The organism is Acidobacteriota bacterium, assembly GCA_018001935.1.
Classification (GTDB): domain Bacteria; phylum Acidobacteriota; class JAAYUB01; order JAAYUB01; family JAAYUB01; genus JAGNHB01.
The window spans coordinates 20357-39923 of record JAGNHB010000039.1 but is presented as its reverse complement, the minus strand read 5'-3'; the positions used below and the strand labels follow the sequence as shown (position 1 = coordinate 39923).

At 66.8% G+C, this 19567-nt stretch carries 16 protein-coding genes; 6 read left to right on the top strand and 10 right to left on the bottom strand.

Translation table 11 applies throughout. The features are described from left to right. Positions 1 to 56 precede the first annotated feature (56 nt). The 9 genes from KA419_14235 to KA419_14195 form a co-directional block, all read right to left on the bottom strand. A complete protein-coding gene (locus KA419_14235; protein MBP7867097.1) occupies positions 57 to 443 on the bottom strand; it encodes a type II toxin-antitoxin system VapC family toxin in 387 nt (128 codons plus the stop codon). Beyond that, positions 440 to 658, bottom strand: coding sequence for a type II toxin-antitoxin system Phd/YefM family antitoxin (locus KA419_14230; GenBank protein MBP7867096.1), 219 nt, complete (start codon positions 656 to 658; stop codon positions 440 to 442). Before KA419_14230 ends, KA419_14235 begins: the two co-directional genes overlap by 4 nt. A 240-nt stretch (positions 659 to 898) precedes the next feature. Continuing rightward, positions 899 to 1219 carry a Smr/MutS family protein gene (locus tag KA419_14225; protein ID MBP7867095.1) on the bottom strand — a complete coding sequence of 107 codons (321 nt, stop codon included), beginning with the start codon at positions 1217 to 1219 and terminating at the stop codon, positions 899 to 901. Positions 1220 to 1470: 251 nt separating this feature from the next. Further along, a complete protein-coding gene (gene argF, locus KA419_14220; GenBank protein ID MBP7867094.1) occupies positions 1471 to 2415 on the bottom strand; it encodes an ornithine carbamoyltransferase in 945 nt (314 codons plus the stop codon). 189 nt (positions 2416 to 2604) lie between these two features. After that, a complete protein-coding gene (gene arcC, locus KA419_14215) occupies positions 2605 to 3543 on the bottom strand; it encodes a carbamate kinase (protein ID MBP7867093.1) in 939 nt (312 codons plus the stop codon). A gap of 239 nt (positions 3544 to 3782) precedes the next feature. Continuing rightward, positions 3783 to 4256, bottom strand: coding sequence for an aspartate carbamoyltransferase regulatory subunit (locus tag KA419_14210; protein ID MBP7867092.1), 474 nt, complete (start codon positions 4254 to 4256; stop codon positions 3783 to 3785). Next, positions 4253 to 5194 (bottom strand): aspartate carbamoyltransferase, encoded by a 942-nt coding sequence (gene pyrB / locus KA419_14205; protein ID MBP7867091.1) that lies wholly within the window; start codon positions 5192 to 5194, stop codon positions 4253 to 4255. The genes KA419_14210 and pyrB overlap by 4 nt, the downstream gene beginning before the upstream one ends. Positions 5195 to 5294: 100 nt before the next feature. After that, on the bottom strand, positions 5295 to 5984 hold the full coding sequence (locus tag KA419_14200) for a dockerin type I repeat-containing protein (protein MBP7867090.1): 690 nt from the start codon (positions 5982 to 5984) through the stop codon (positions 5295 to 5297). After that, positions 5981 to 9961 carry a response regulator gene (locus KA419_14195; GenBank protein MBP7867089.1) on the bottom strand — a complete coding sequence of 1327 codons (3981 nt, stop codon included), beginning with the start codon at positions 9959 to 9961 and terminating at the stop codon, positions 5981 to 5983. The genes KA419_14200 and KA419_14195 overlap by 4 nt, the downstream gene beginning before the upstream one ends. A gap of 149 nt (positions 9962 to 10110) precedes the next feature. Here KA419_14195 and KA419_14190 point away from each other — a divergent pair, with 149 nt between their 5' ends. The 6 genes from KA419_14190 to KA419_14165 all read left to right on the top strand — a co-directional run bounded on the left by KA419_14190 (position 10111) and on the right by KA419_14165 (position 15935). Further along, positions 10111 to 11130, top strand: a complete 1020-nt coding sequence (locus tag KA419_14190) for an NAD(P)-dependent glycerol-3-phosphate dehydrogenase (protein MBP7867088.1) — start codon at positions 10111 to 10113, stop codon at positions 11128 to 11130. Positions 11131 to 11137: 7 nt separating this feature from the next. Beyond that, positions 11138 to 11701, top strand: coding sequence for a sigma-70 family RNA polymerase sigma factor (locus KA419_14185; GenBank protein ID MBP7867087.1), 564 nt, complete (start codon positions 11138 to 11140; stop codon positions 11699 to 11701). 55 nt (positions 11702 to 11756) lie between these two features. Then, a complete protein-coding gene (locus KA419_14180; GenBank protein ID MBP7867086.1) occupies positions 11757 to 12491 on the top strand; it encodes a zf-HC2 domain-containing protein in 735 nt (244 codons plus the stop codon). 11 nt (positions 12492 to 12502) lie between these two features. Next, positions 12503 to 13432 (top strand): lysophospholipid acyltransferase family protein, encoded by a 930-nt coding sequence (locus KA419_14175; GenBank protein ID MBP7867085.1) that lies wholly within the window; start codon positions 12503 to 12505, stop codon positions 13430 to 13432. 480 nt (positions 13433 to 13912) lie between these two features. Continuing rightward, a complete protein-coding gene (locus KA419_14170; protein ID MBP7867084.1) occupies positions 13913 to 15550 on the top strand; it encodes a hypothetical protein in 1638 nt (545 codons plus the stop codon). Positions 15551 to 15689: 139 nt separating this feature from the next. Further along, a complete protein-coding gene (locus KA419_14165) occupies positions 15690 to 15935 on the top strand; it encodes a twin-arginine translocation signal domain-containing protein (GenBank protein ID MBP7867083.1) in 246 nt (81 codons plus the stop codon). A 531-nt stretch (positions 15936 to 16466) separates the two neighbouring features. On the opposite strand, the gene KA419_14160 is transcribed toward KA419_14165, so the two are convergent. Next, entirely contained in the window at positions 16467 to 19493 is a 3027-nt protein-coding gene (locus KA419_14160; GenBank protein MBP7867082.1) for a hypothetical protein, read from the bottom strand. Positions 19494 to 19567 lie beyond the last annotated feature (74 nt).

Sequence of the window (19567 nt, the reverse complement as noted above, 5' to 3'; positions counted from 1 at the left end):
GGCGGCCTGCGCGCCGCACTCCCCAGGATGCGGATTCCCCCCTGCGGGCGGCAGGCTCACCAGATCATGGGGATGCCGTACAGGGGGATGATCGGGTCGGCGGAGATCAGGGCCAAACCTTCCAGGGCGGCTTGCGAGACGAGCAGGCGGTCGAAGGGGTCTTTGTGATGGGGCGGCAGAACGGAGACGTGCAGGGCATGCCGAAGCTTGACGGCCAGCGGTTTGAAGCCGCACCGGGACATACGGTCCAGCACGTAACGCTCCGGGGGTTCCGGAAGCTCCAGATTCCCCCGGGCAAATTGGATTGCAATCTCCCAGGCGCTGGCCGCGCTCAGGAAGCACTCGTTCCGCCCGTCACCAATCCACTCGCGTGCCGTTGCCGACAGGAGCGGGTCGTCCGTCACCCACCACAGGAACGTGTGCGTATCCAGGAGCGCCTTCAATCCTCCAACTCCTTGACCGGCTCCTCGAAGCCTTCCCGGAGGACCACCTTTCCCCTGTCGAACCCGGGAACCCGCCGACGAGGAACGGGTGCTTCGTAGGCGACCAACCGGGCCACCGGCTTCCCTGCCCGGGCGATGACCACTTCCCCGCCTTCTTCAACCTGCTGGACAAGCCGGGAAAAGCGGGTCTTGGCTTCGTGGATGTTAACGGCCATCGGGACCTCCTCAAGTTAGTCCACTTTCTAGTCCATTATCCCGCCTGGCGGGTGATTAGTCAAGCAAGAACACCAGCCCACGAATTTGTGTATTCTCTTGGAAATTGGTCCGTACCGTCTACGATGAGTCGCCGTTCGGCCCGAATCGTCACGTTGCATCTTGCCGGGGGAAAGGCGGGGGGAAAACGGCGCCCCGTCAGACCTCCGCACCGCAATCCAAGGCGGTGGCTCGAAGATTCGCTACCGCTTGGCCAGGGGACGGAGGGTGACGAGGGTGGCGCCCCAGGAACCGGCGGACTCGTCGGCGAGGTGGAAGCCGGTGACTTCCGCCATCCGGAGGAGGATGGAGTGGACGGTGCGCTGGAGGTGGCCGGTCCCCTTGCCGTGGATGATCCGGACGTCCAGGATCCCCCTCTCGCGGCAGAGGCGGAGGTACTCGGGAACCAGGTCCTTGACGTCCCTCGGGTTGAAGGTGTGGAGGTCGAGCACCCCGTCGATGACGAGGGCCAAGGGTTCCCCGTTCCCGGGGGAGGCGTCGGTGTCCGCCGGTTCATCGTTCAGTTCGGGAAATGCGAACCCGGGCAATTTTTTCGTCAACGTGTCGTCCTCGTACCCTGCCAGGGAAGGCGCCGGGAGCGGACTGCCGCTCCCCGGCGCGTATCGGGCCCCCGCGATTTCACCCCGTGCGAAGGGGAAAAGCGAACCCGACGGCGACTGCGATACCGACTGCGACTGCGACTGCGATACCGATACCGATACCGATACCGATACCAATGAAATATACTCCGGACCTACAGCCTACAGCCTACAGCCTATATCGTGGCCAGCATCAACGCCTTGATGGTGTGCTTGCGGTTCTCCGCTTCGTCCCAGGCCTTGCTGCGGGGGCCGTCCAGGAGTTCGGCCGTGACTTCCTGCCCCTTGACGGCCGGCAGGCAGTGCATGAAGATGGCGTCCACGTTGCCGGTGGCGTCCATGACGGCGTCGTTGACCTGGTAGGCGCGCAGCATCGCCTCGCGCTGGGCCTTCTGGCTCTCCTCGCCCATGGAGGCCCACACGTCGGTGTAGAGCACGTGGGCACCCTTCACGGCCTCCGCCATGCTGTCCGTCACCGCCACGGAACCGCCGGTGCGCTCCTCGCGGATGATGGCGTTGCACTCGGCCACCAGGGCATCCTCGGGCCACAGGGCCTGCGGGGCGGCGATGGTGTAGTGGAGCCCCATCTTGGCGCAACCGATCATGAGGGTGTTGGCCATGTTGTTCCGGCCGTCGCCGGCGTAGACCATCCGGATCCCCTTGAGCCGCCCGAAGCTCTCCTCCACCGTCTGGAGGTCAGCCAGGACCTGGGTCGGGTGGTAGAGGTCGGTCAGGCCGTTGTAGACCGGCACGCCCGAGTGCGTGGCCAGGGCCTCCACCGTGGACTGCTTGAAGCCCCGGAACTGGATGGCGTCGAACATGCGGCCCAGGACCCGGGCCGTGTCCTCCACGCTCTCCTTGGACCCGAGCTGGATGTCGTCGATGGACAGGAAGACGGGGTAGCCGCCCTCTTCGCCGAAAGCGGTCTCGAAGGCACAGCGGGTGCGGGTGGAGCGCTTCTCGAAGATCAGCGCCAGGGTCTTGCCCAGGAAACGCTGGCTGACGACGCCGGCACGGCGCTCCCGCTTGACCTGGTGGGAAATCTCGAGCAGGTGCCGGATCTCCTCCGCCGTGACGTCCTTGAGCGTCAGCAACGAACGGCCTTTGAGGTTGAAACCCATAAATCCTCCTAGTGATCGTATGATTGTCCAGGAATTCAGAATCCAGAATTCAGAATCCAGAATCCCTGACGAGATCTGGAAAATGTGATTGGATTCGTTACCTAATACTTCCACTCAACGTATTGCTCAGACGGGGTCCAAACTCTCCAGTTTTCTCCCTCCGAATTCTGAATTCCCGACCCCGTTGTTTCATTCCCGCGTGAAGTGCGTTCCCGCGCGGCCATGCAGGGCGTCATAGGCTTTGTCCAGCGAAGCGATGACGGCGCGCTTGCCGCCGCCTTCCAGGAAGTCGCACACGGCCTCCACCTTCGGCCCCATGCTTCCCTTGTGGAAGTGGCCTTCCGCCAGGTAGGCCCGGGCCTGGGCGAGGTTCAGGGTGTCGAGGTCGACCTGGTCCGGCTTGTTGTAGTTGAGGGCCACCTTGTCCACCTCGGTGAGGACGATGAGCTCGTCGGCCTCGATCTCACGGGCCAGGACGGAGGAGGCGCGGTCCTTGTCCACCACGCCGTCGATCCCCTCGAAGGTGCCGTCGTCCTCGATGTAGACGGGCATGCCGCCGCCGCCGCAGGCGATGACGATGGCGCCCAGGTCGATCAACTGACGGATGATGGGGCTTTCCACCACCCGGCGGGGGATGGGCGAGGGCACCACGTGTCGCCAGCCGCGTCCGGCGTCCTCCACCATGTGCTTGCCCTGCTTGTGCATCTCCTGGGCCTCCGCCTCGGAGTAGAAGCGGCCCACCGGCTTGGTCGGGTGCAGCACGCTGGGGTCGTTGCGGTCCACCACCACCTGGGTGACCACGGCCACCACCGGGCGTTCGATCTTCTCCCGGATCAGCCGGTTCTGCAGGGACTGGGCGATCATGTAGCCCATCTCGCCCTGGGTGTCCGCTACGCACACCCCCAGGGGAAGATCGTAGGCAAACCCGCGGGACTTGTCCACCCGCATCATCATGTTCCCGACCTGGGGGCCGTTGCCGTGGGTGATCACCACCTCGTGCCCCTCCCGGATCAGGCCCATGACGTGGTCGATGGCCGTCCGCGTGTTGGCGAACTGTTCGTAAACGGTTCCCTCCTGCCCCTTCTGCAGGATGGCGTTGCCGCCGAATGCGATGACGATGCGTTTCATGTGGCGTACTCCAGTAGATGGTTAGGTTTCGGGTATCGGGTTTCGGGTTTCGGGTTTAAGATTTCAAATTTCAGATTGTGGAAGCAGGGGGGGGAGGGAGGGAGGCAGGCAGACTGACAATCTGCCGTGTTCCCGGGCCGACAAGCCCCCATGACCTTTTCCTTCCGATGCGGACAAGCTCTCAACGCAGAACTCTCATCCCGAATTCTGAATTCTGGATTCTGAATTCTGAATTCCTCTCAAATCAACGAAATCTCGTTCCCCGCCATGGAGCGCTCGCAGTACTGGCAACGCACCTTGAGCGGGTCCATGACCTCGACGGCGAACCGGGAGCTCACCTTCTCGTGGTTGGTGATGCACTTGGGGTTGTTGCAGCGGATGATGTCCGGCACTTCCCCGGGGACCTGCACCTTGAACTTCCGGGTGACGGCGTAGTCCTCGATCACGCAGACCGTGGAGTCGGGGGAGATGATGGCCAGCCGGGACAGCTCGTCGGGGCTGAGCACGCGGTTTTCGATCTTCACGATGTCCTTGCGGCTGATCTTCTTGCTTTCGAAGAACATCCCGATGGTGAGGATGTGGCCGTCCACGATCCCCAGCAGCTCGATCACCTTCAGGGCCGTGCCGGGCCGGAGGTGGTCGATGACGGTGCCGTTCCGAAGCTTGGAGACCTTCTGGTCCTTGGAAATGTCCTTTCCGTTGGCGTCGCTCATACGTACACTCCCAGAACCAGCGAGAGCAGCGCCTTGCGCATCGTCACGCCGTTCTTCGACTGTTGAAAGTACTCCGCCTGGGGGTAGTCGTCCAGCGAGGGATCGATCTCGTTCACCCGGGGGAGGGGGTGCAGGATCTTGAGGTCGGGCTTGACGTGATCCAGCAGTTTCTCGTTCAGGATGTAAACGTTCTTGACCTTCTCGTAGTCCAGCGGGTCCGGGAAGCGCTCCTTCTGGATCCGGGTGACGTAGAGGATGTCCAGCCCCTTCGAGACTTCGGTCAGGGTGTCCGTCTCGGTGTACTCGACGCCCCGGTCCCCCAGGTCGGAGAGGATGTAGGGGGGCATGCGGAGGAGTTCGGGCGAGACGAAGGCCATCCGCGAACCGAAGTGGGACAGCGCCTCGGCCAGGGAGTGGACGGTGCGCCCGTACTTCAGGTCGCCCACGAAGCCGACGTTGAGCCCGTTGAGCGTCCCCTTGGTCTTCAGGATGGTGTAGAGGTCCAGGAAGGTCTGGGTCGGGTGCTGGTTCGCGCCGTCGCCGCCGTTGATGACGGGGATCTGCGCGGCTTCGGCGGCGGCCCGGGCGGAACCCTCGAGGGGGTGGCGGATCACCAGGACGTCGGCGTAGCCGTCGATCATCCGGGCCGTGTCCCGCACCGACTCCCCCTTGGCCGCCGAGGAGGTCCCGGCCTGGGAGAAGCCCAGCACGGAGCCCCCGAGCCCGAGCATGGCGCTCTCGAAGCTCAGGCGGGTGCGGGTGCTCGGTTCGTAGAAGAGGGTGGCCAGGATCCGTCCCCCCAGGATCGGGCGGTTCTGGCCCTCGAACGCCCGGGCATAGTCCAGGACGAACCGGATCTCGTCGGCATTGAAGTCGCGTATGGAGACGATATCCTTGCCCTTGAAACGGGCAAAGAAGTTGTCGACCGATCCCCTCATCGTTGTTTCTCCTCGCCCTGACAGAAGTACCGCCCGAGGAAGCCGGGCGGCGGACAGGCGGTCATCATAGCACGGTTCCGGCCCGGCGCCAAAATGAAAATCAGAAATCCCAGCCGGTGTGGGCGGTCAGGATCAGGCCGTCCGCGAAGAGGAGCGCCTGGAACTGATCGTTGAGGGAGATCCGCCCGTCCGCGTCGAGGTCGGCCTGCGGGAGGTCGGCGTCCGCGAGGACGGTCCGCCCGGCCAGGATTCGGGCGTAGAGCGTCGCGTCGGGCCGGTCGAGCGCGCCGCTGCCGTCCAGGTCGCCGTAGACGGTATCCGTCGCCTTGATCTTGGACTTGCCGTAGAGCCGGATCCGGAGGGGCTGCGTGGAGGTGAAGTTGACCACGTCGACGCGGAAGTACCCGCTGCCGTCGACGCCGGCGCGGATGTCGGCCTCCACGGTGATCTGGTACTGGGGGTCGGTGTAGGCGATGTGCTGGGAGAAGAGTTCAACCCCGCCGGGGGGGATGGGGCCGGGCATCTCCCCCCAGGCCAGGTCGCTCCGCTGCGAGACGTTCATCCACTGGCCGAAGAACTGGACATCCACCGAGGTGTCCATGAGCAGCCGGGAGTAGTAGCGCGCGAAGGCCGTCGACACCGGCGTCGGGGAGGTCCAGTGGGTTTCCGAGCCCGAGTAGGCCGTGAGCGTGATGTTCCACGTGTAGTGCTGCTCGGCCTGGGAAAACGCGAACGCCGACAGGAGGATCGGCGCGACGGCAAGCCCGGCGAGCCGGGTGAGGGTCCTCATGATTCCTCCGGTTCGGTGGGTTCCGGCGCCGGAGGTTCCGGCCCCGGGGATGGCGGCGCTGACGGCGGTTTGAGCGCCGCGCCGAGTTCCGAGAGCAGGTTCCGGGCGTCGATGGGCTTGGAGATGAACCCCCTGCACCCGTCCCGCAGCATGGACTGGATCTTGACGTCCTCCCCGAACCCGCTGAGGATGAGGACGTTCACGTTCGGCCGGATCTCCCGCAGTTTCTGGAAAGCCTCCTTGCCGTCCATCAGGGGCATGTTGATGTCCAGCAGCACCAGGTCCACCTCGTCCCCGACCATGCGGAACACCTGCAGCGCCTGGATCCCGTTTTCCGCCTCGTGAACCTTCATCTGCATCTGGACGAGCAATTTGCGGAGGAACTGGCGGATGGTGGACTCGTCCTCCACCACCAGGATCGTCTTCCCCACGAAATCCGCGGGCGTGTAGACGGGAGGTTCCGTCACCGGGGCGCTTTCGATCACGTGCCCCTCCAGCGGCGTGAAGTGGGGGAGGTAGATGGTGACACAGGTGCCCTTCCCCACCTCGCTGTCCAGGTAGATGTACCCGAGGTGGTTTTTCACGGTGCCGTAAACCGTGGCCATTCCCAGGCCGGACCCCCGCTCCTGGGGCCGGGTGGTGAAGAAGGGGTCGAAGATCTTCGGCACCTGTTCCGGGGGGATGCCGTACCCGTTGTCCTCCACCGAGACGACCACGTACTCGCCGTGCACCAGGGTGTGCCCGCCCTGGTCCTGGTCCGTGAGGATCGTCTCCAGGCGGGTGGTGATGGTGATGGCCCCGCCGCCCGGCAAGGCTTCCCGGGAATTCAGGAAGAGGTTCAGGAAGACCTGTTCCATCTGGCTGCGGTCGCCCTGGATGTAGAGGGACTCGGGGCTGAACCGCCGGACGAACTCGATGTTGAGGGGGATGGTCCCCCGGGAGAAGGTGATGACCGACTCGATGATCTCGTGGATCTCGAGACGGGTGATCACGTACTTCCCCCTGCGGGCGAAACCCAGGAGCTTCCGGGTCAGGACGGCGGCCTTCGCGGTGGCGTCCTCGATGAGGGCGAGGTCCGGGTGGAAGGGCGACCCCGGGTCGAGCTGCATGCGGACCAGGGAGGTCAACCCGGCGATGCCCTGCATGATGTTGTTGAAATCGTGGGCGATGCCCCCGGCCAGCGTGCCGATGGACTCCAGCTTCTGGTAGTGGATCAACTGCTCCTGCATCCGCTTCTTCTCGGTGATGTCGGTGACGTTGACGAGGATGGCCGGGTGCGACTTGAAGAGGGTCAGGTTGGCGTGCAAAAGGACGCTCTTGAGGGACTGGTCGCCGCACAGCAGGCGGACCTCGTACTCGTGCGGGGTCGTGTCCCCGCCCTTGCGGAGGGTTTCGTACTCCTTGAAGAGGCCCAGGTCGTCGGGGTGGATGAGCCGGTCGAATTCCCGCCCCACCAGCTCCTCCGGGATGAACTTCAGGATTCGGGGGAAGATGGGGTTCACGAAGACGATCCGGTTGTCCTGGACGATGGCGATCCCGATGGGGGACGCTTCCACCAGGTGGCGGTACTTTTCCTCGGAGACCTGGAGTTCGGAGGTCTTCTCCCTGACCACCCGCACCAGACGTTCCTTCTCCCGCTTGTCCGTGTGGATCTTGTACCCGATGAGCAGGAAGACCACGACCGCGGCGATGCCGGCGATGAGCAGGTAGAAGAACGGGGTGCGGGTGAAGGGCGGGTTGACCCTCAGCCGAACGGGGGGCGTGATCTCCGTGGCCTGCCCGCGCGAGTTGATGACCCGCAGGCGGAAGATGAGGTCCCCCGGCGGGAGGAAGGGATAGAAGATGTGGTCCTCGGCCTGGGGGGCCTGCCAGTCGCTGTCGATGCCGTCGAGGCGGACCTGGTAACGGTTTCCCCTCTCGTTGGTGAAACTGAGGCACCGGAAGGACAGGGAGATGCTGTCGAGGTACCCCAGCTCGAGGCGGGCTTCGGGGACCGGGACGGCCTTCTCCGCGACGCGGACCTCGGTGATGACGCCCCGGGGGGGCGGCGCGAAGGGTTTCCCCTCGGGCCGGAAGACGGTCAGGCCGGTGGTGGTGGCGAAGTACCCGGTGCCATCCGGGCCGAAGGAAATCGAGCGCTTCCCCGTCACTTCGCTGTAAGGGATGCCGTAAAGCGCGTTGAAATCGGTGCTGACGCCGTCGCGGAAGAAGTAGGCCCCCCGGCTCGTGCCGATCCAGACCGTCCCCCGGGCGTCCGTGGTGAGGGCCCAGATGTTGGGGTTGCTCCCCGGGGGAAGGATGTTGTAGACCTCCGGGGGCCTTCCGGCGGTGCTGCGCCAGACCCCGCTCCCCACGGTCCCCACCAGGATGTCGCCGCGGGGAAGCCTGCAGAAGCACAACACGTCCGCCCCTCTCATGAACGTGGTCCGGTCAAAGTCGAGCCGCTCCCCCCGAAGGGTCATCTGGACGATGCCCTTGTCGGTCCCGAGCCAGAAACGGTCGGCGGCCACGGGGATGATGTCGTTGACCACGGACCCTTCGATCCACTCCGGGAACGGGACCCGGGTGAAGCTCGGGAACCGGCCGGCCCACAACCCGGCGCCGGTCCCGAGGAGAAGGCGCCCGTCGGCGAGGGGATGGATCTTCCAGACCACGTCCATCTTCTTTGTGTTCCCGCCGGCGCCTTCGGGCTCCCCGGACCCGGTGTAACGGAAAACGCCCTGCTGTTCCGTCCCGAGGAGCAGGCTCCCGTCTGGCAGGAAACAGTACTCCACGACGCTGCTCTGGGCCAGGATGCCCCGGGGCTCGAGCCCCCGGGGGGTCAGGAACTGGCACCCGGCCAGGGTCCCCACCATCACCCGCCCCTGGAACGGTACGGCGAACCAGGCGTCCTTGGAGAGCAGGCCGGTGTCCCGGTCGAAGAGGGTGACCGCCCGGTTGGCCAGCTTGGTGAGGCCGGCGTCGGTGCAGATCCAAAGGTTGTTCTCGTAATCCAGCTGGAGGTGGTTGATGATGTTGGTCTGAAGGCCGTTGTGGACATCGATGTGCCGGATTTCCTCGCCGGGGGGGCGGTAGAAGAGCCCGTCGCTGGTGGTGCACGTCCAGAGGGTCCCGGTCCGGTCGACCACGGTGACACCCAGGTCTTCCTTCAGGACGGGCAGCTCCGCCAGCGTCCGGACCCTGCCCGAGAGGTCCCGGGCCTCGATCCGCCGGTTGCGCGTGATGACGAGGTCCCCGGTGCGGGGGTCCAGGCAGAAGGCGTTGATGTAGTCTTCCTTGTCCCGGTTGAGGTGCGGAAAGGTGAAAACCCGGCCACCCCGCAGGGCGGAAAGGCCGTGGCGGCTGCCGATCCAGAGGGTGCCGTCCGGCGTGGACTCGAGGGCCCAGACGTTGTTGTCCGGGAGCCCGTCGCGGGTGGTGAGGAGCGTCTGGGTCTCCCCCCGGAGCAGCATCAACCCCCTCCGGACGCCGATGGCCAGGGTCCCGTCGGGAAGTTCCGCCAGGGCGTTCACCCGGTACTTGCGGGGGAGCCCCTTGAGCACGACGGGAGCGAAGCGGCCGTTTTTCAGGCAGGCGATGCCGTAATTGGTCCCCACCCAGATTCGCCCGGAACGGTCGGGCAGGATGTTGAGGATCACCGTGTCGGGCAAACCTTCCGCCAGGGAGTAATTCCGGAACCCGGCGCCGTCGTAGCACGAGAGCCCCCCGTTGGTTCCCACCCAGATGTAGCCCCGGCGGTCCTGGGCGGAGAAGTTCGTCTGGTCCTGGATGAGCCCCTGTTCAACGGTGTAGTGGCTGAGGAGGTAGCGGGCGGGCACGGGGGCGGCTTCGGGCGCCGGCGCCGCGGGCTCGGCGGGGCGGGCCGTACCGGCAAGGGCGAACACCGCGAGGAGAACCGGAAGGGCGAAGCGGGTGCGGGCCCGCCCTCGGGGAGATGGGGGAGGGGTTTCGCCGGGATGGGTGCGATGACGGTTCATGGGAGTCGAATCCTCGCGCCTCTTCGAGTTTCGCCCGTCGAGCGGGTGTATTGTAGCAGAATTCACACCCCGGGCGGTGACGAATGTGGGTTTTTCATTGAACCGCAAACCGACATTGAATATGATGACCGCATTGAAAGGGGAAAGGCATGCATCCTGACAAGCACAGAGTCATCGTATTGGGCGCAGGCGGCTGGGGCACGACGCTGGCGCTGCTCCTCCACGCCAACGGCCACGAGGTCCGGATCTGGGCCTACGAGGAGACCGACGTCGCCAACATCCGGGAGAAGGGCGAGAACCTCCGCTTCCTTCCGGGGATTCCCATCCCCGGGGACATCGGGATCTCCACGGACCTGGAGTCCCTCGTGGACGACACCGACCTGATCGTGATGGCCAGCCCGTCCCAGGCCGCCCGCGGCGTCGTTCGCCGCCTGGCCGGCAAGCTCCGGAGACCCTGCCCCATCGTCAACGTCTCCAAGGGCATCGAAAACCGGACCCTCAAGCGGATGTCGGAGGTCCTGGCGGAGGAACTCCCAGCCGAGAACCACGGGATGATCGCCACCCTGTCGGGGCCGAGCCACGCCGAGGAGGTCAGCCGGGGCATCCCCACCGTCGTCGTCGCGGCCGCGGTGAACCACGATACCGCCCGGATCGTCCAGCGCGCCTTCATGTGCGAGCGTTTCCGGGTCTACACCAGCGACGACCTCGTGGGCGTGGAGCTGGCCGGTTCGCTGAAAAACGTCATCGCCCTGGCGGCGGGGGTCTGCGACGGGCTGGGCTTCGGCGACAACAGCAAGGGCGCCTTGCTCACGCGCGGCCTCGCCGAGATCACCCGCCTGGGGCTCGCCCTGGGCGCGAAGGCCTCCACCTTCGCCGGGCTGGCCGGCATGGGAGACCTCATCACCACCTGCATGAGCCGCCACTCCCGCAACCGCTACGTCGGCGAGCAGATCGGAAGGGGCAAGAAACTGGCCCGGATCCTGGAGGAGATGGTGATGGTGGCCGAGGGGGTGCGCACCACCGAGTCCGCCATGGAACTGGGGAACCGGGTGGGGGTGGAACTTCCCATCACCCGGGAGGTTTTCGAGACGCTCTTTTCGGACAAGGACGCCCTCACGGCGGTGGCCAGCCTGATGATGCGCCCCGCGAAACCGGAAGTGTACTGGTAGGGACGTCGTGGCGGCCCCCCCCTCCGTCCTGGAACACCTGGTCCAAGCTAACGGGGCCTTCTACCTTCGCCTTGCCCTCAAATACCTGAAGGACCCCGACCGGGCAGTCGACTGCCTCCAGGAAGGCTACCAGAAATTCCTCGACCAGCCCGGGGCCCCGGAGGGCCCGACCGAGGCGGGGCGCTTTCTGGTCCGCCTCCTGATCAACCACTTCATCGACTGCCTCCGCCGCGGGATCACCGCCCGGAAGCACGAGGGGGGAGGGTCCGACGACATCGACGGTTACGCGGACCAGTGCGCCGACGGGCCCGAAACCCGCTTCATGGAGCGCCAGCGGGAAGCCTTCAAGACCTGGGCGATCTCCCGGCTCGTGGAGCGCCTCGACAAACTGTCGCCCCCCCAACGCCAGCTGCTGCAGCTGGTCTTCTTCCGCAAGCCGCCCCTGACGCTCGTGGAGATCAGCCGGCAGAAGAACATCCCCATGAGCACCGTGCACTCGCGGCTGAGGGGGGCCCTCAGGGCCTTGCGCGGCATCTGCGGCGACCTGGCGAGAGAGTGGAAAAAAATGTGAAAAAATACTTGGAAATTTTCCCGCGAAAACGTTAGTAAAGGTGGGGGCCGAACGAATGAAGTGCGACAACGTCCGAATCCTGGAATTTATGAACGGGGACCTTTCCCCGGCGGAAATGGACGCCGTGATGGCTCACCTCGACGCCTGCCCCGACTGCGAGGCCGCCTTCCGGGACTTCCTCCAGGCACGGGTCCTCCAGGGCGACATCGAGAAGGCCCTCCCCGCAGGGTTCTTCCCGGAACGGGACATCGCGGGCCCCTTCCGCCGCCTCTATGTCCACCTGGCGGTGGCGGCGGTCCTCCTGGTCATGCTGACAGCCGGGCTCTTCCTGGTGAAAGGCTACCTCGCGGAACAGGCGGGGTCGAACCTGGGCGCCCGCCTCGAGGACGGCCCGTACCCCTTCGAACGCGGGGTCTACCGCGGGGGGGGCGCGCCGCCCCCGGACCGGGACCGTCTCATGGAGCCCTACACCCGCGCCGCCTACCCGGCATTCCTGGAAGCGGCCGACGCCTGGCTGGAAACGCACCCCGGGGACGAGCGGGTCCTGTTCTACTCCGGCGTGGCCGCCTACCTGCTGCACCGGCACCCCGACGCGGCCCGGCGGTTCGAGGCCGCCCTGAGGGCCTCGACGGAGCGGAAGGCGGAGGTCCTCTGGTACCTGGCCAACACGCGCCTGCGCACGGGGGACACCCGGGGCGGACGGCAGCTGCTCGAGGAACTGGCCCGCGGGCCCGACCCCGTCTACGGGCCGAAGGCCGCCGGGCTGCTGGCCATCGTCCCCGGGCCGTGAGGGTCGGCGTCATGCACAAGGCCGGCATCGGGCAGTGGTTCGTCTACGGCGTCTGCCGCGGCGCCCTGGGCTTGCTCCGGGTCCTCCCGGTCCCGGTGGCGAAGGGGGCGGCGTTCGTCGGCGGCCTCCTGGCCTACCGGCTCCTGGGGCACCACCGGGCCATCGCCCGCGTCAACACGGGGATCGTCTTCCCCGGGATGAGCCGGCGGGAGCGCGACCGGATCGCCGCCCGGTCCTTCGCCCACCTCGGCGAGCTGCTGATCTGGGTCGCCCGGTTTCCCGGCCTGCTGGACCCCCGCAAACTCCGGCGCGTGGTCCGGTACGAGGGGTTCGAGCATTACGGGAAGGTCCGGGACCAGGGGCGGGCCACCCTGTTCCTCACCGCCCACCTCGGGCCCTGGGAACTGCTCTCCTTCAGCCACGGCGTCTTCACCCGGCCCGTGCACTTCATCATGCGCCCCCTCGACTACGCGCTCTTCGACCGCTTCATCACCCGCCGCCGCACCCTCTCGGGCTGCGTCCCCATCCTCAAGAAGGACGCCCTGCGGAAGATCGTCCGCGCCCTCTCCCAGGGGGAGGACGTGGGGATCCTCCTCGACCAGAAGGTCCAGGAGGGCGAGGGCGTTTTCGTGGATTTCTTCGGGCGGCCCGCGTCCATGGCCCGCGGGCCCGCCGGCATCGCCCGGGCGACGGGGGCGGCGGTGCTGCCGGCCTTCATCACGCCCGACCCGGAGCAAAAGGCCCGGTTTTGCTTCCGCATCGAGCCGGAGATCCCGATTCAGAAGACCGCCGACCGGGAGGCGGACGACCGGGAGAACACCCAGCGCTTCGCCCGGGCCATCGAGGAGGCCGTCCGCCGCGACCCCGAGTGGTGGCTCTGGGGACACCGCCGCTGGCGCACCCGCCCCCCCGGCACCCCCGACCCCTACGAGGGCATCTGACCGCGGAGCACCGCTTCCGCCCTGAGGAGTGCGGCGCGGAGGTTGCCGGAGCGCCGCTTTGAACAGACCGGAGGAGAAAGGCGCGCAGGCTGCCGGAGCGCCGCCTTAACCGCGAGGCCGGCGGATTCGGGGTTCCGTGCCGCTCCGGAAGCCACCGCGGCGCACCCCGCCGACGGTTGACGCGGTCGAGGCTGCAGGGAGGGCGTCCATCATCCTCCGGTCTCCGGTCTCCGGTCTCCGGCTTCCCCTTTCCCGTCCCCCATCCCCCTGTTTCATCCCCAGGGAATTCCTCCCACCTGTTCGGTGATTTGTCCCGGCTTGGATTCGCTCCCCGGTGGGCCATAATGAAATCGTTGACAACAGGGCAGTTCACCGGTCTCGAAGCCCGGCCGGGAAGGGCGTTTTCGCCTCGGGTGCACGCGAGGGGGGGGAGGCCCGTGGGGGTTCAAACCGGCGAGGCCCATTCAAAAGGAGGTCCCCATGAAAAAGCGTCCGCTCGCCCTGTCGGCCGTCGTCCTGGCCGCCCTCGCCCTCTCCGCCGCCCCGTTTCTCCCGGCGTCGGATTTCTCGCTGGCCAAGCCCCAGTACCACCTGCCCGACCTGCCGTACGGGATGAGCCTGCCGGGCCAGGGGTGGCGGCCCGGCGTGGCCCACAACCACACCCACCTGTCGGACAGCCCCGTCGACCCGGTGCCCGGGAGCGTGACCATGCCGGCCTACCTCAACAAATACAACGCGCTGGGCCTCTCCTGGTGCGCCTTCACGGAGCACTACCCCGAGCACCTCGGCTTCTGCGCCGACCCGGGCGACCTCCTGGGGCAGTACAACTGGCTCGGTTCCGCGGGGTACCTCGGGGCCGACGTGGACTTCGCCGGGATCTTCGGGGTCGAACTCTCCCCCATGGACCAGCAGGAGTACGCCAACCTTCTGGCCCTGCTGCCGATCCCCTTCCCCCCGGTGTTCGACGGGGACTCGGACCGGCACATGTGCTGCTACTACTCCCACTTCCACTACCCCGACGACCACGTGCACTCCACCCTGGTGGACGACGACGACGACACGGCCGAGACCATCTACAAGACCTACAACTTCGACGGGGGTTTCGCGGTGGTCAACCACCCCGAGTCCATCGCCTCCGACGCCGCCTACCGGCAGAAGGTGGTCTCGCTGAACCGGAAGGTGTGGTACAGCCCCACGTCCCCCCGCTACGACCTGACCCGGACGCCCTTCGGGGTCGAGATCGCCAACAAGAACTGGCCGAGCTGGTCTTATTACAGCTGTTTCAAGAATTTTCTCATGGAGGGGGCCAAGGTGTTCCCCTTCGTCGGGCGGGACGCCCACCGCGTCACCGACGCGAACGACCCCTCACGGGAGGCCGACGACCACCTCGTCGTGGTCCCCTGGACGGACGCCAACGGCGACAACGACATCGTGGGGGCGCTGCGGGCCGGGCGCTTCTACGTCTCCAGCGGGTCCGGCATCGCCCTGTGGGCCTGCGAGCCCGACGAGTCCGCCTGCTACTGGATGGGGTCCGAGATCAAGAACGTGCCCAAGGACAAGAAGTTCACCTTCAAGGTCACGTACCATACCGGGAACAACAAGCCCGGCGAGCGGACGATGTACCGGGTCCGGGTCATCAAGGGGAACACGCCGATCACGTACCGCCCCCACTTTCAGAACCCGGACTTCACCTTCGTGAAGAAGGCGGCCGAGGACGAACTCCTGTTCCAGACCAACCCGCTCCCCGCCAACACCGAGGGCCAACTGGAGTTCGAGGTGGAGATCGACGACCTGTACTTCCCCCGTTCGGCGACGCCGGTCTACCTGCCCCCCTGTCCGTACATCATGGACGGGGACGAGCCCTACCTCTTCTACTACCGCAACCGCCCCGACGTGGTCTCCCGCGCCTACTGCAGCATGTGGGTGAGAGCCGACGTCCAGGAAATCCTGGACCCCGTGTGGATCCCCCCCCTCTTTGGTGGGGAGGGTTTCTGGGTGAACCCGACGTGGACGAGCGGCACGCCGCAGTACCACGCGTTCACGACGCCCATCTGGCTCCTCCCGGGGCCGGACATCCCGAAGATCCACCCCAGCGCCACCCCGTGCCCGTCGAACTGAATCCTGGAGGGGGCGGCCCGATGACCCCCGGTTCCTCAACCGGTTGCTGACTGACGGCACCCGTTCCCCGCCCCGGGTCCCACCCGGGGTGGGGGACCACCGGCCGTCCGAAGCGTCTCGCGGACACCTGGAGGTCGGCATGGGGTTCGTGGACAGACGCCGTTTCCTTGCGGGGACGGCCGCGTTGATCGGCGGCGCCGCCTTGGCGCCGATCGGCCGCCTGGCGGGGGTGCCGCCGGTCCAGCGGTATCTCCGGGTGCAGCTCTCCGGTTCAGGGGGGGCGGGCCGGGGGGGGGACCTGCCTTCCCCGCACCCCTTCAGGGTGCGCTTCAGCCCGGGGCAAGCCGCGGACGCCAGCGATGCACAAACGTCTCGGGAACCGTGACGGGCATCCGCGGCGCCGCCCCGGGACAGGCGCCGCATCGCAAAGGCCGGCCCGCGCCGAAGGCGGCGGGAAGAAAGCGTTGCCCTCGATTCTTGCACGTTTTAGCACAAAGCTTCGTGCGCCCCTGTGCTTCCTCTTCCGGACGACGCACGTCCCCCGCGGGGGACGCGCCGCTCCGGCAGCCTGCGCGGCGCATCAAAGGCGATCCGTTTTCTTTGCGAGCTTCGCGCCTTTGCGAGATCCAGATCCGGATCGTCTCTCGCCAAGTCGCGAAGCTCGCAAAGGAAGACGGCATGGGCCTCAAATCATGCTCCCGGCCGACGTTTCATGAGATCGATCCCACGTTCTTGCGCGATTCGGCAACGACTGTACTGAGAAGGTACTACGCTATTTCCGGGACTTCGCCCGGCAACCGTGGCCTCGGAAGGCAACCGGACTCGACAACATGTTGGCAGAAACGCAGCCGCAGAAGCGCCTGCAGCTTGCAGCCGGCGGCCGGCGGCCGGGCGCCAGGCCACGGGCCCCCGTTGTCTACTCCACCGGTAACTGCGAGATGTTGCCCACCACGTAGTGGTAGAGGATCACCAGGTCGATGGGGTCCACCTCACCGTCACCGTTGAGGTCCACGAACTTCCAGGGGCAGGCGAAACCCTCGACGGCGCCGGCGAAGTACTGGGCGTAGAGGGCCTCGTCCAGGCCGTCGGCGATGCCGTCGGCGTTGACGTCCCCGTAGGAGTCCTCCCCGGCGCAGTTCCGGCGCTGGCAGACCGTGTTCCCCTGGACGACGTCGGCGTTCATCACCAGTTCCGCGGTGGCCTGGGGCGGCGTCGACAGCTCGTTGCACCGCAGGGTGACCGTCACGACACCCGCGGTGACGGGGCAATCCAGGGTCTTGCCGGGGGTGAGGGTGAGCTGGGCGTGGCCCGTGGCCCCGGGAGCGAGGGTGCCGACGTTGACGCCCCCGGAGGAGCTGCTGCCGGGGGAGGCGATGCTCACGCGGACGCCCGTGGCGCTGCACCCGCCGGTGTTCCTCACCGTCACCGTCACGGCGGCGGTCTCGCCGACGTCGGCGATACCGTCCTGGTCGCAGCCCGCGGACAGGTCGTTCACCGCCATGGAGACGTACTCCAGCCGGGGCGACACCACCGTCAGGCTGATGGCGAGGGTGCCCGAGGACGTCCCGGACGACCAGGCGATGTTCAGCGGCAGGGTCTCGCCGTCGGCGGCCTCGGCGGAGATGTCGAAGGCGAAGTGGGACGTGGACCGGGCGGTCCCGCCCACCGGGATGTCCGGGTAAACGGCCTGGGCCTGGGTGACGGCGACGTGGGGCGAGGTCGAGGTGAGCGTCGCGGTGATCCCCGCCGCGGGAAGGATGCCGACGTTCCGCAGGGTGACGGGCATGACGATGGACCGGCCCGGGAAGGGCTGGGTCGGCGTGGTCCCGTTGGTGGTCAGCTCGTAGGACTCGCGGGTCAGGTAGGGACCGCTGGTCACCATCACCTGGACGGTCCCCTCGTACCGGACCACGTTGGGCGCCGAGATGACCACCGAAAGGGTCCCCGGCACCGTAGGCACGGGGTTGAGGGTCAGGGTCAGGTTCCCGGCGGCGTCGGTGACCCCAGCCTGCCGGACGTTCCCGTCACCCTGAACGCACACCGAGGCCCCCGCCACGTTGCCCTTGGCCGTCCCCACGTGGAAGGCGAGGCTGGAGGCGCCGACGGGGACCGTGGCGGGGTAGGTGGGCGCAAGGGCCTGGCAGGGGTCGCTGTAGAGGTTGAGGGTGGCGTCGCCGAAGAGGTTGTAGATCTCGGCGTAGTAGTAGGACGAACTCCCCGTCCCGTACGCCAGGATGAGCTGCTCCATGGCATAGGCGCAGAAGTCGCCGATGCGGTCGAGGTGCTGCTGGAAGATGCCGTCCCACATCCTCCGCTCGAGGATGTCGTCCTCGTCCCAGTAGGAGTTGTTGGAGGCCCCCCAGTAGAGGATGCCGCCCGTCGGCGCGACCATCCAGGACTCGCCGAAACACTTCGCGACGCTGAACTTGCCGGTCACGCAGGCGTTGCCGATGACGAAGGGGATGGCGTCGGGGTGGGTGATGCTGTTGATGTTCGACACGGTGAACGACGGCCCCGACCAGCTGGTGGTTCCCCCGTGGCCCGAGTAGTTGATCACGGCGCGGCCGCCGTTGATGGCGGTCAGGCAGTCGGCGGTGTCCGCGTTGTAGGTGATGGCGTAGAGCTTGTCGCCCCCCGCCTGGGGGTTCGCCGGGTAGGCGCCGGTGTAACCGAGCCCGCTGGTGAAGGTGTCGATCACGTAGTTGTGGGTCCCTTCGGCGGTGGGGTAGTTGCCCGAATCGTCGGTGGCGATGAAGCAGAGCCGCTTCATCCAGCCGAAGTCCGAGAAGGCGGCGTCGAGGTACTTCTGGGCCTTCGCCAGGTAGTTGTTCAGCTCGGCGGTGCTGGCCACGCTGATGCGGGAGACGACGAGGTCGGGGGCCAGGATGTCCGCCTCGTAGTTCTCGGGGTCCACGCAGGCGTAGAACCGGTCGGTGGGCTGGGTCCCCGAACCGCCGGACCCGGTGTGGGCCGGGACGTCGGCCACGTCGCCCACGATCACCACGTACGACAGGCCCGGGTTGCTCCAGGAGAGGTACTGGGACCGGATGTAGTTCCGCACGTCCATGTCCGACGCGCCGATCCCGGACATCGGGACCGTCTCGACCCGGAAACCCTCGGCCCGGCGATCCGCGACGTAGGCGGCCAGGGCCGTGTTCGCGGCGTAGTTGTTCCCCACGATGAAGAGGATGCCGTCAAGGCTGGACGCCGAGAGGGCCCCCGCCGGATTCACCGCCGGCCGGTAGTTCACCACGCTCGACGCGAGCCGCCGCTCGAAGGAGGCGGACCGGCGAAGGGCGGCCTCGGCGTCCCCGTACGCGCGGTCCCCCCCCGCGAAACGGAGGTGCAGCAGCGCCCGGGTGGCCGCCTGGACCTCCCGGCGGACCGGGTTGTAGCGGATCGGGTGAAACTCCACCAGGACCAGGTTCCGGCCGCGCACCACCAGGGGTGCGGAACAGGTGGCGAAGGCGGCCGGGTGAAACGCGTCGGTCCCGTAGACGCTGGCATCCCTCTGGAACGGTTTTTCGGCGCCGGGGACCTTTTCCCGGGGCAGCTGGGCGGGCAGGAGGTCCTCGAACACCCCCTCCCCGGGAAGCGACAACGCGATCGACTCCAGCACCTCGGCGTCCACCGTGACGGACGCCCCCGCGGGGACCTCGACCAGGCGACGGATCACAGGAAGCTGGGGCAAACCCGGTACCGAGGACTTCCCCGCCCCCGGGACCTCGAGTTCGGCGAATCGCTGCCCGTGCGTTTCCCGGGTCTTGCGCTCCGCGCCCCAGATCCCGATGTCGAGCGTCACGCCGGAGACGTCGTCCACCAGGACCTCCACGCTCGGCCGGGGATCGGAACTGCGGTGCGCCTGCCGCATCTGGAGCCACTCGGCCCGGAGGGTGGAAACGGCGAAGACGGCCAGCGCGGGGAGAATCCAAAACCGTTTCATGGGTGTTTTCTCCTTTGAAAAAATCGACCGTTCAGTATAACGTACCTGTTTCGGCCTGTCATGACATTTTCAGG

Bases quoted from the DNA above. Each gene is read 5' to 3' on its own strand.
- KA419_14180 (MBP7867086.1), top strand. From the start codon at position 11,757: ATGAAGTGCGACAACGTCCGAATCCTGGAATTTATGAACGGGGACCTT.
- pyrB (MBP7867091.1), bottom strand. From the start codon at position 5,194: ATGAGGGGATCGGTCGACAACTTCTTTGCCCGTTTCAAGGGCAAGGAT.
- KA419_14195 (MBP7867089.1), bottom strand. From the start codon at position 9,961: ATGAACCGTCATCGCACCCATCCCGGCGAAACCCCTCCCCCATCTCCC.
- KA419_14160 (MBP7867082.1), bottom strand. From the start codon at position 19,493: ATGAAACGGTTTTGGATTCTCCCCGCGCTGGCCGTCTTCGCCGTTTCC.
- KA419_14230 (MBP7867096.1), bottom strand. From the start codon at position 658: ATGGCCGTTAACATCCACGAAGCCAAGACCCGCTTTTCCCGGCTTGTC.
- KA419_14210 (MBP7867092.1), bottom strand. From the start codon at position 4,256: ATGAGCGACGCCAACGGAAAGGACATTTCCAAGGACCAGAAGGTCTCC.
- KA419_14190 (MBP7867088.1), top strand. From the start codon at position 10,111: ATGCATCCTGACAAGCACAGAGTCATCGTATTGGGCGCAGGCGGCTGG.
- KA419_14165 (MBP7867083.1), top strand. From the start codon at position 15,690: ATGGGGTTCGTGGACAGACGCCGTTTCCTTGCGGGGACGGCCGCGTTG.
- argF (MBP7867094.1), bottom strand. From the start codon at position 2,415: ATGGGTTTCAACCTCAAAGGCCGTTCGTTGCTGACGCTCAAGGACGTC.
- KA419_14200 (MBP7867090.1), bottom strand. From the start codon at position 5,984: ATGAGGACCCTCACCCGGCTCGCCGGGCTTGCCGTCGCGCCGATCCTC.
- arcC (MBP7867093.1), bottom strand. From the start codon at position 3,543: ATGAAACGCATCGTCATCGCATTCGGCGGCAACGCCATCCTGCAGAAG.
- KA419_14175 (MBP7867085.1), top strand. From the start codon at position 12,503: ATGCACAAGGCCGGCATCGGGCAGTGGTTCGTCTACGGCGTCTGCCGC.
- KA419_14170 (MBP7867084.1), top strand. From the start codon at position 13,913: ATGAAAAAGCGTCCGCTCGCCCTGTCGGCCGTCGTCCTGGCCGCCCTC.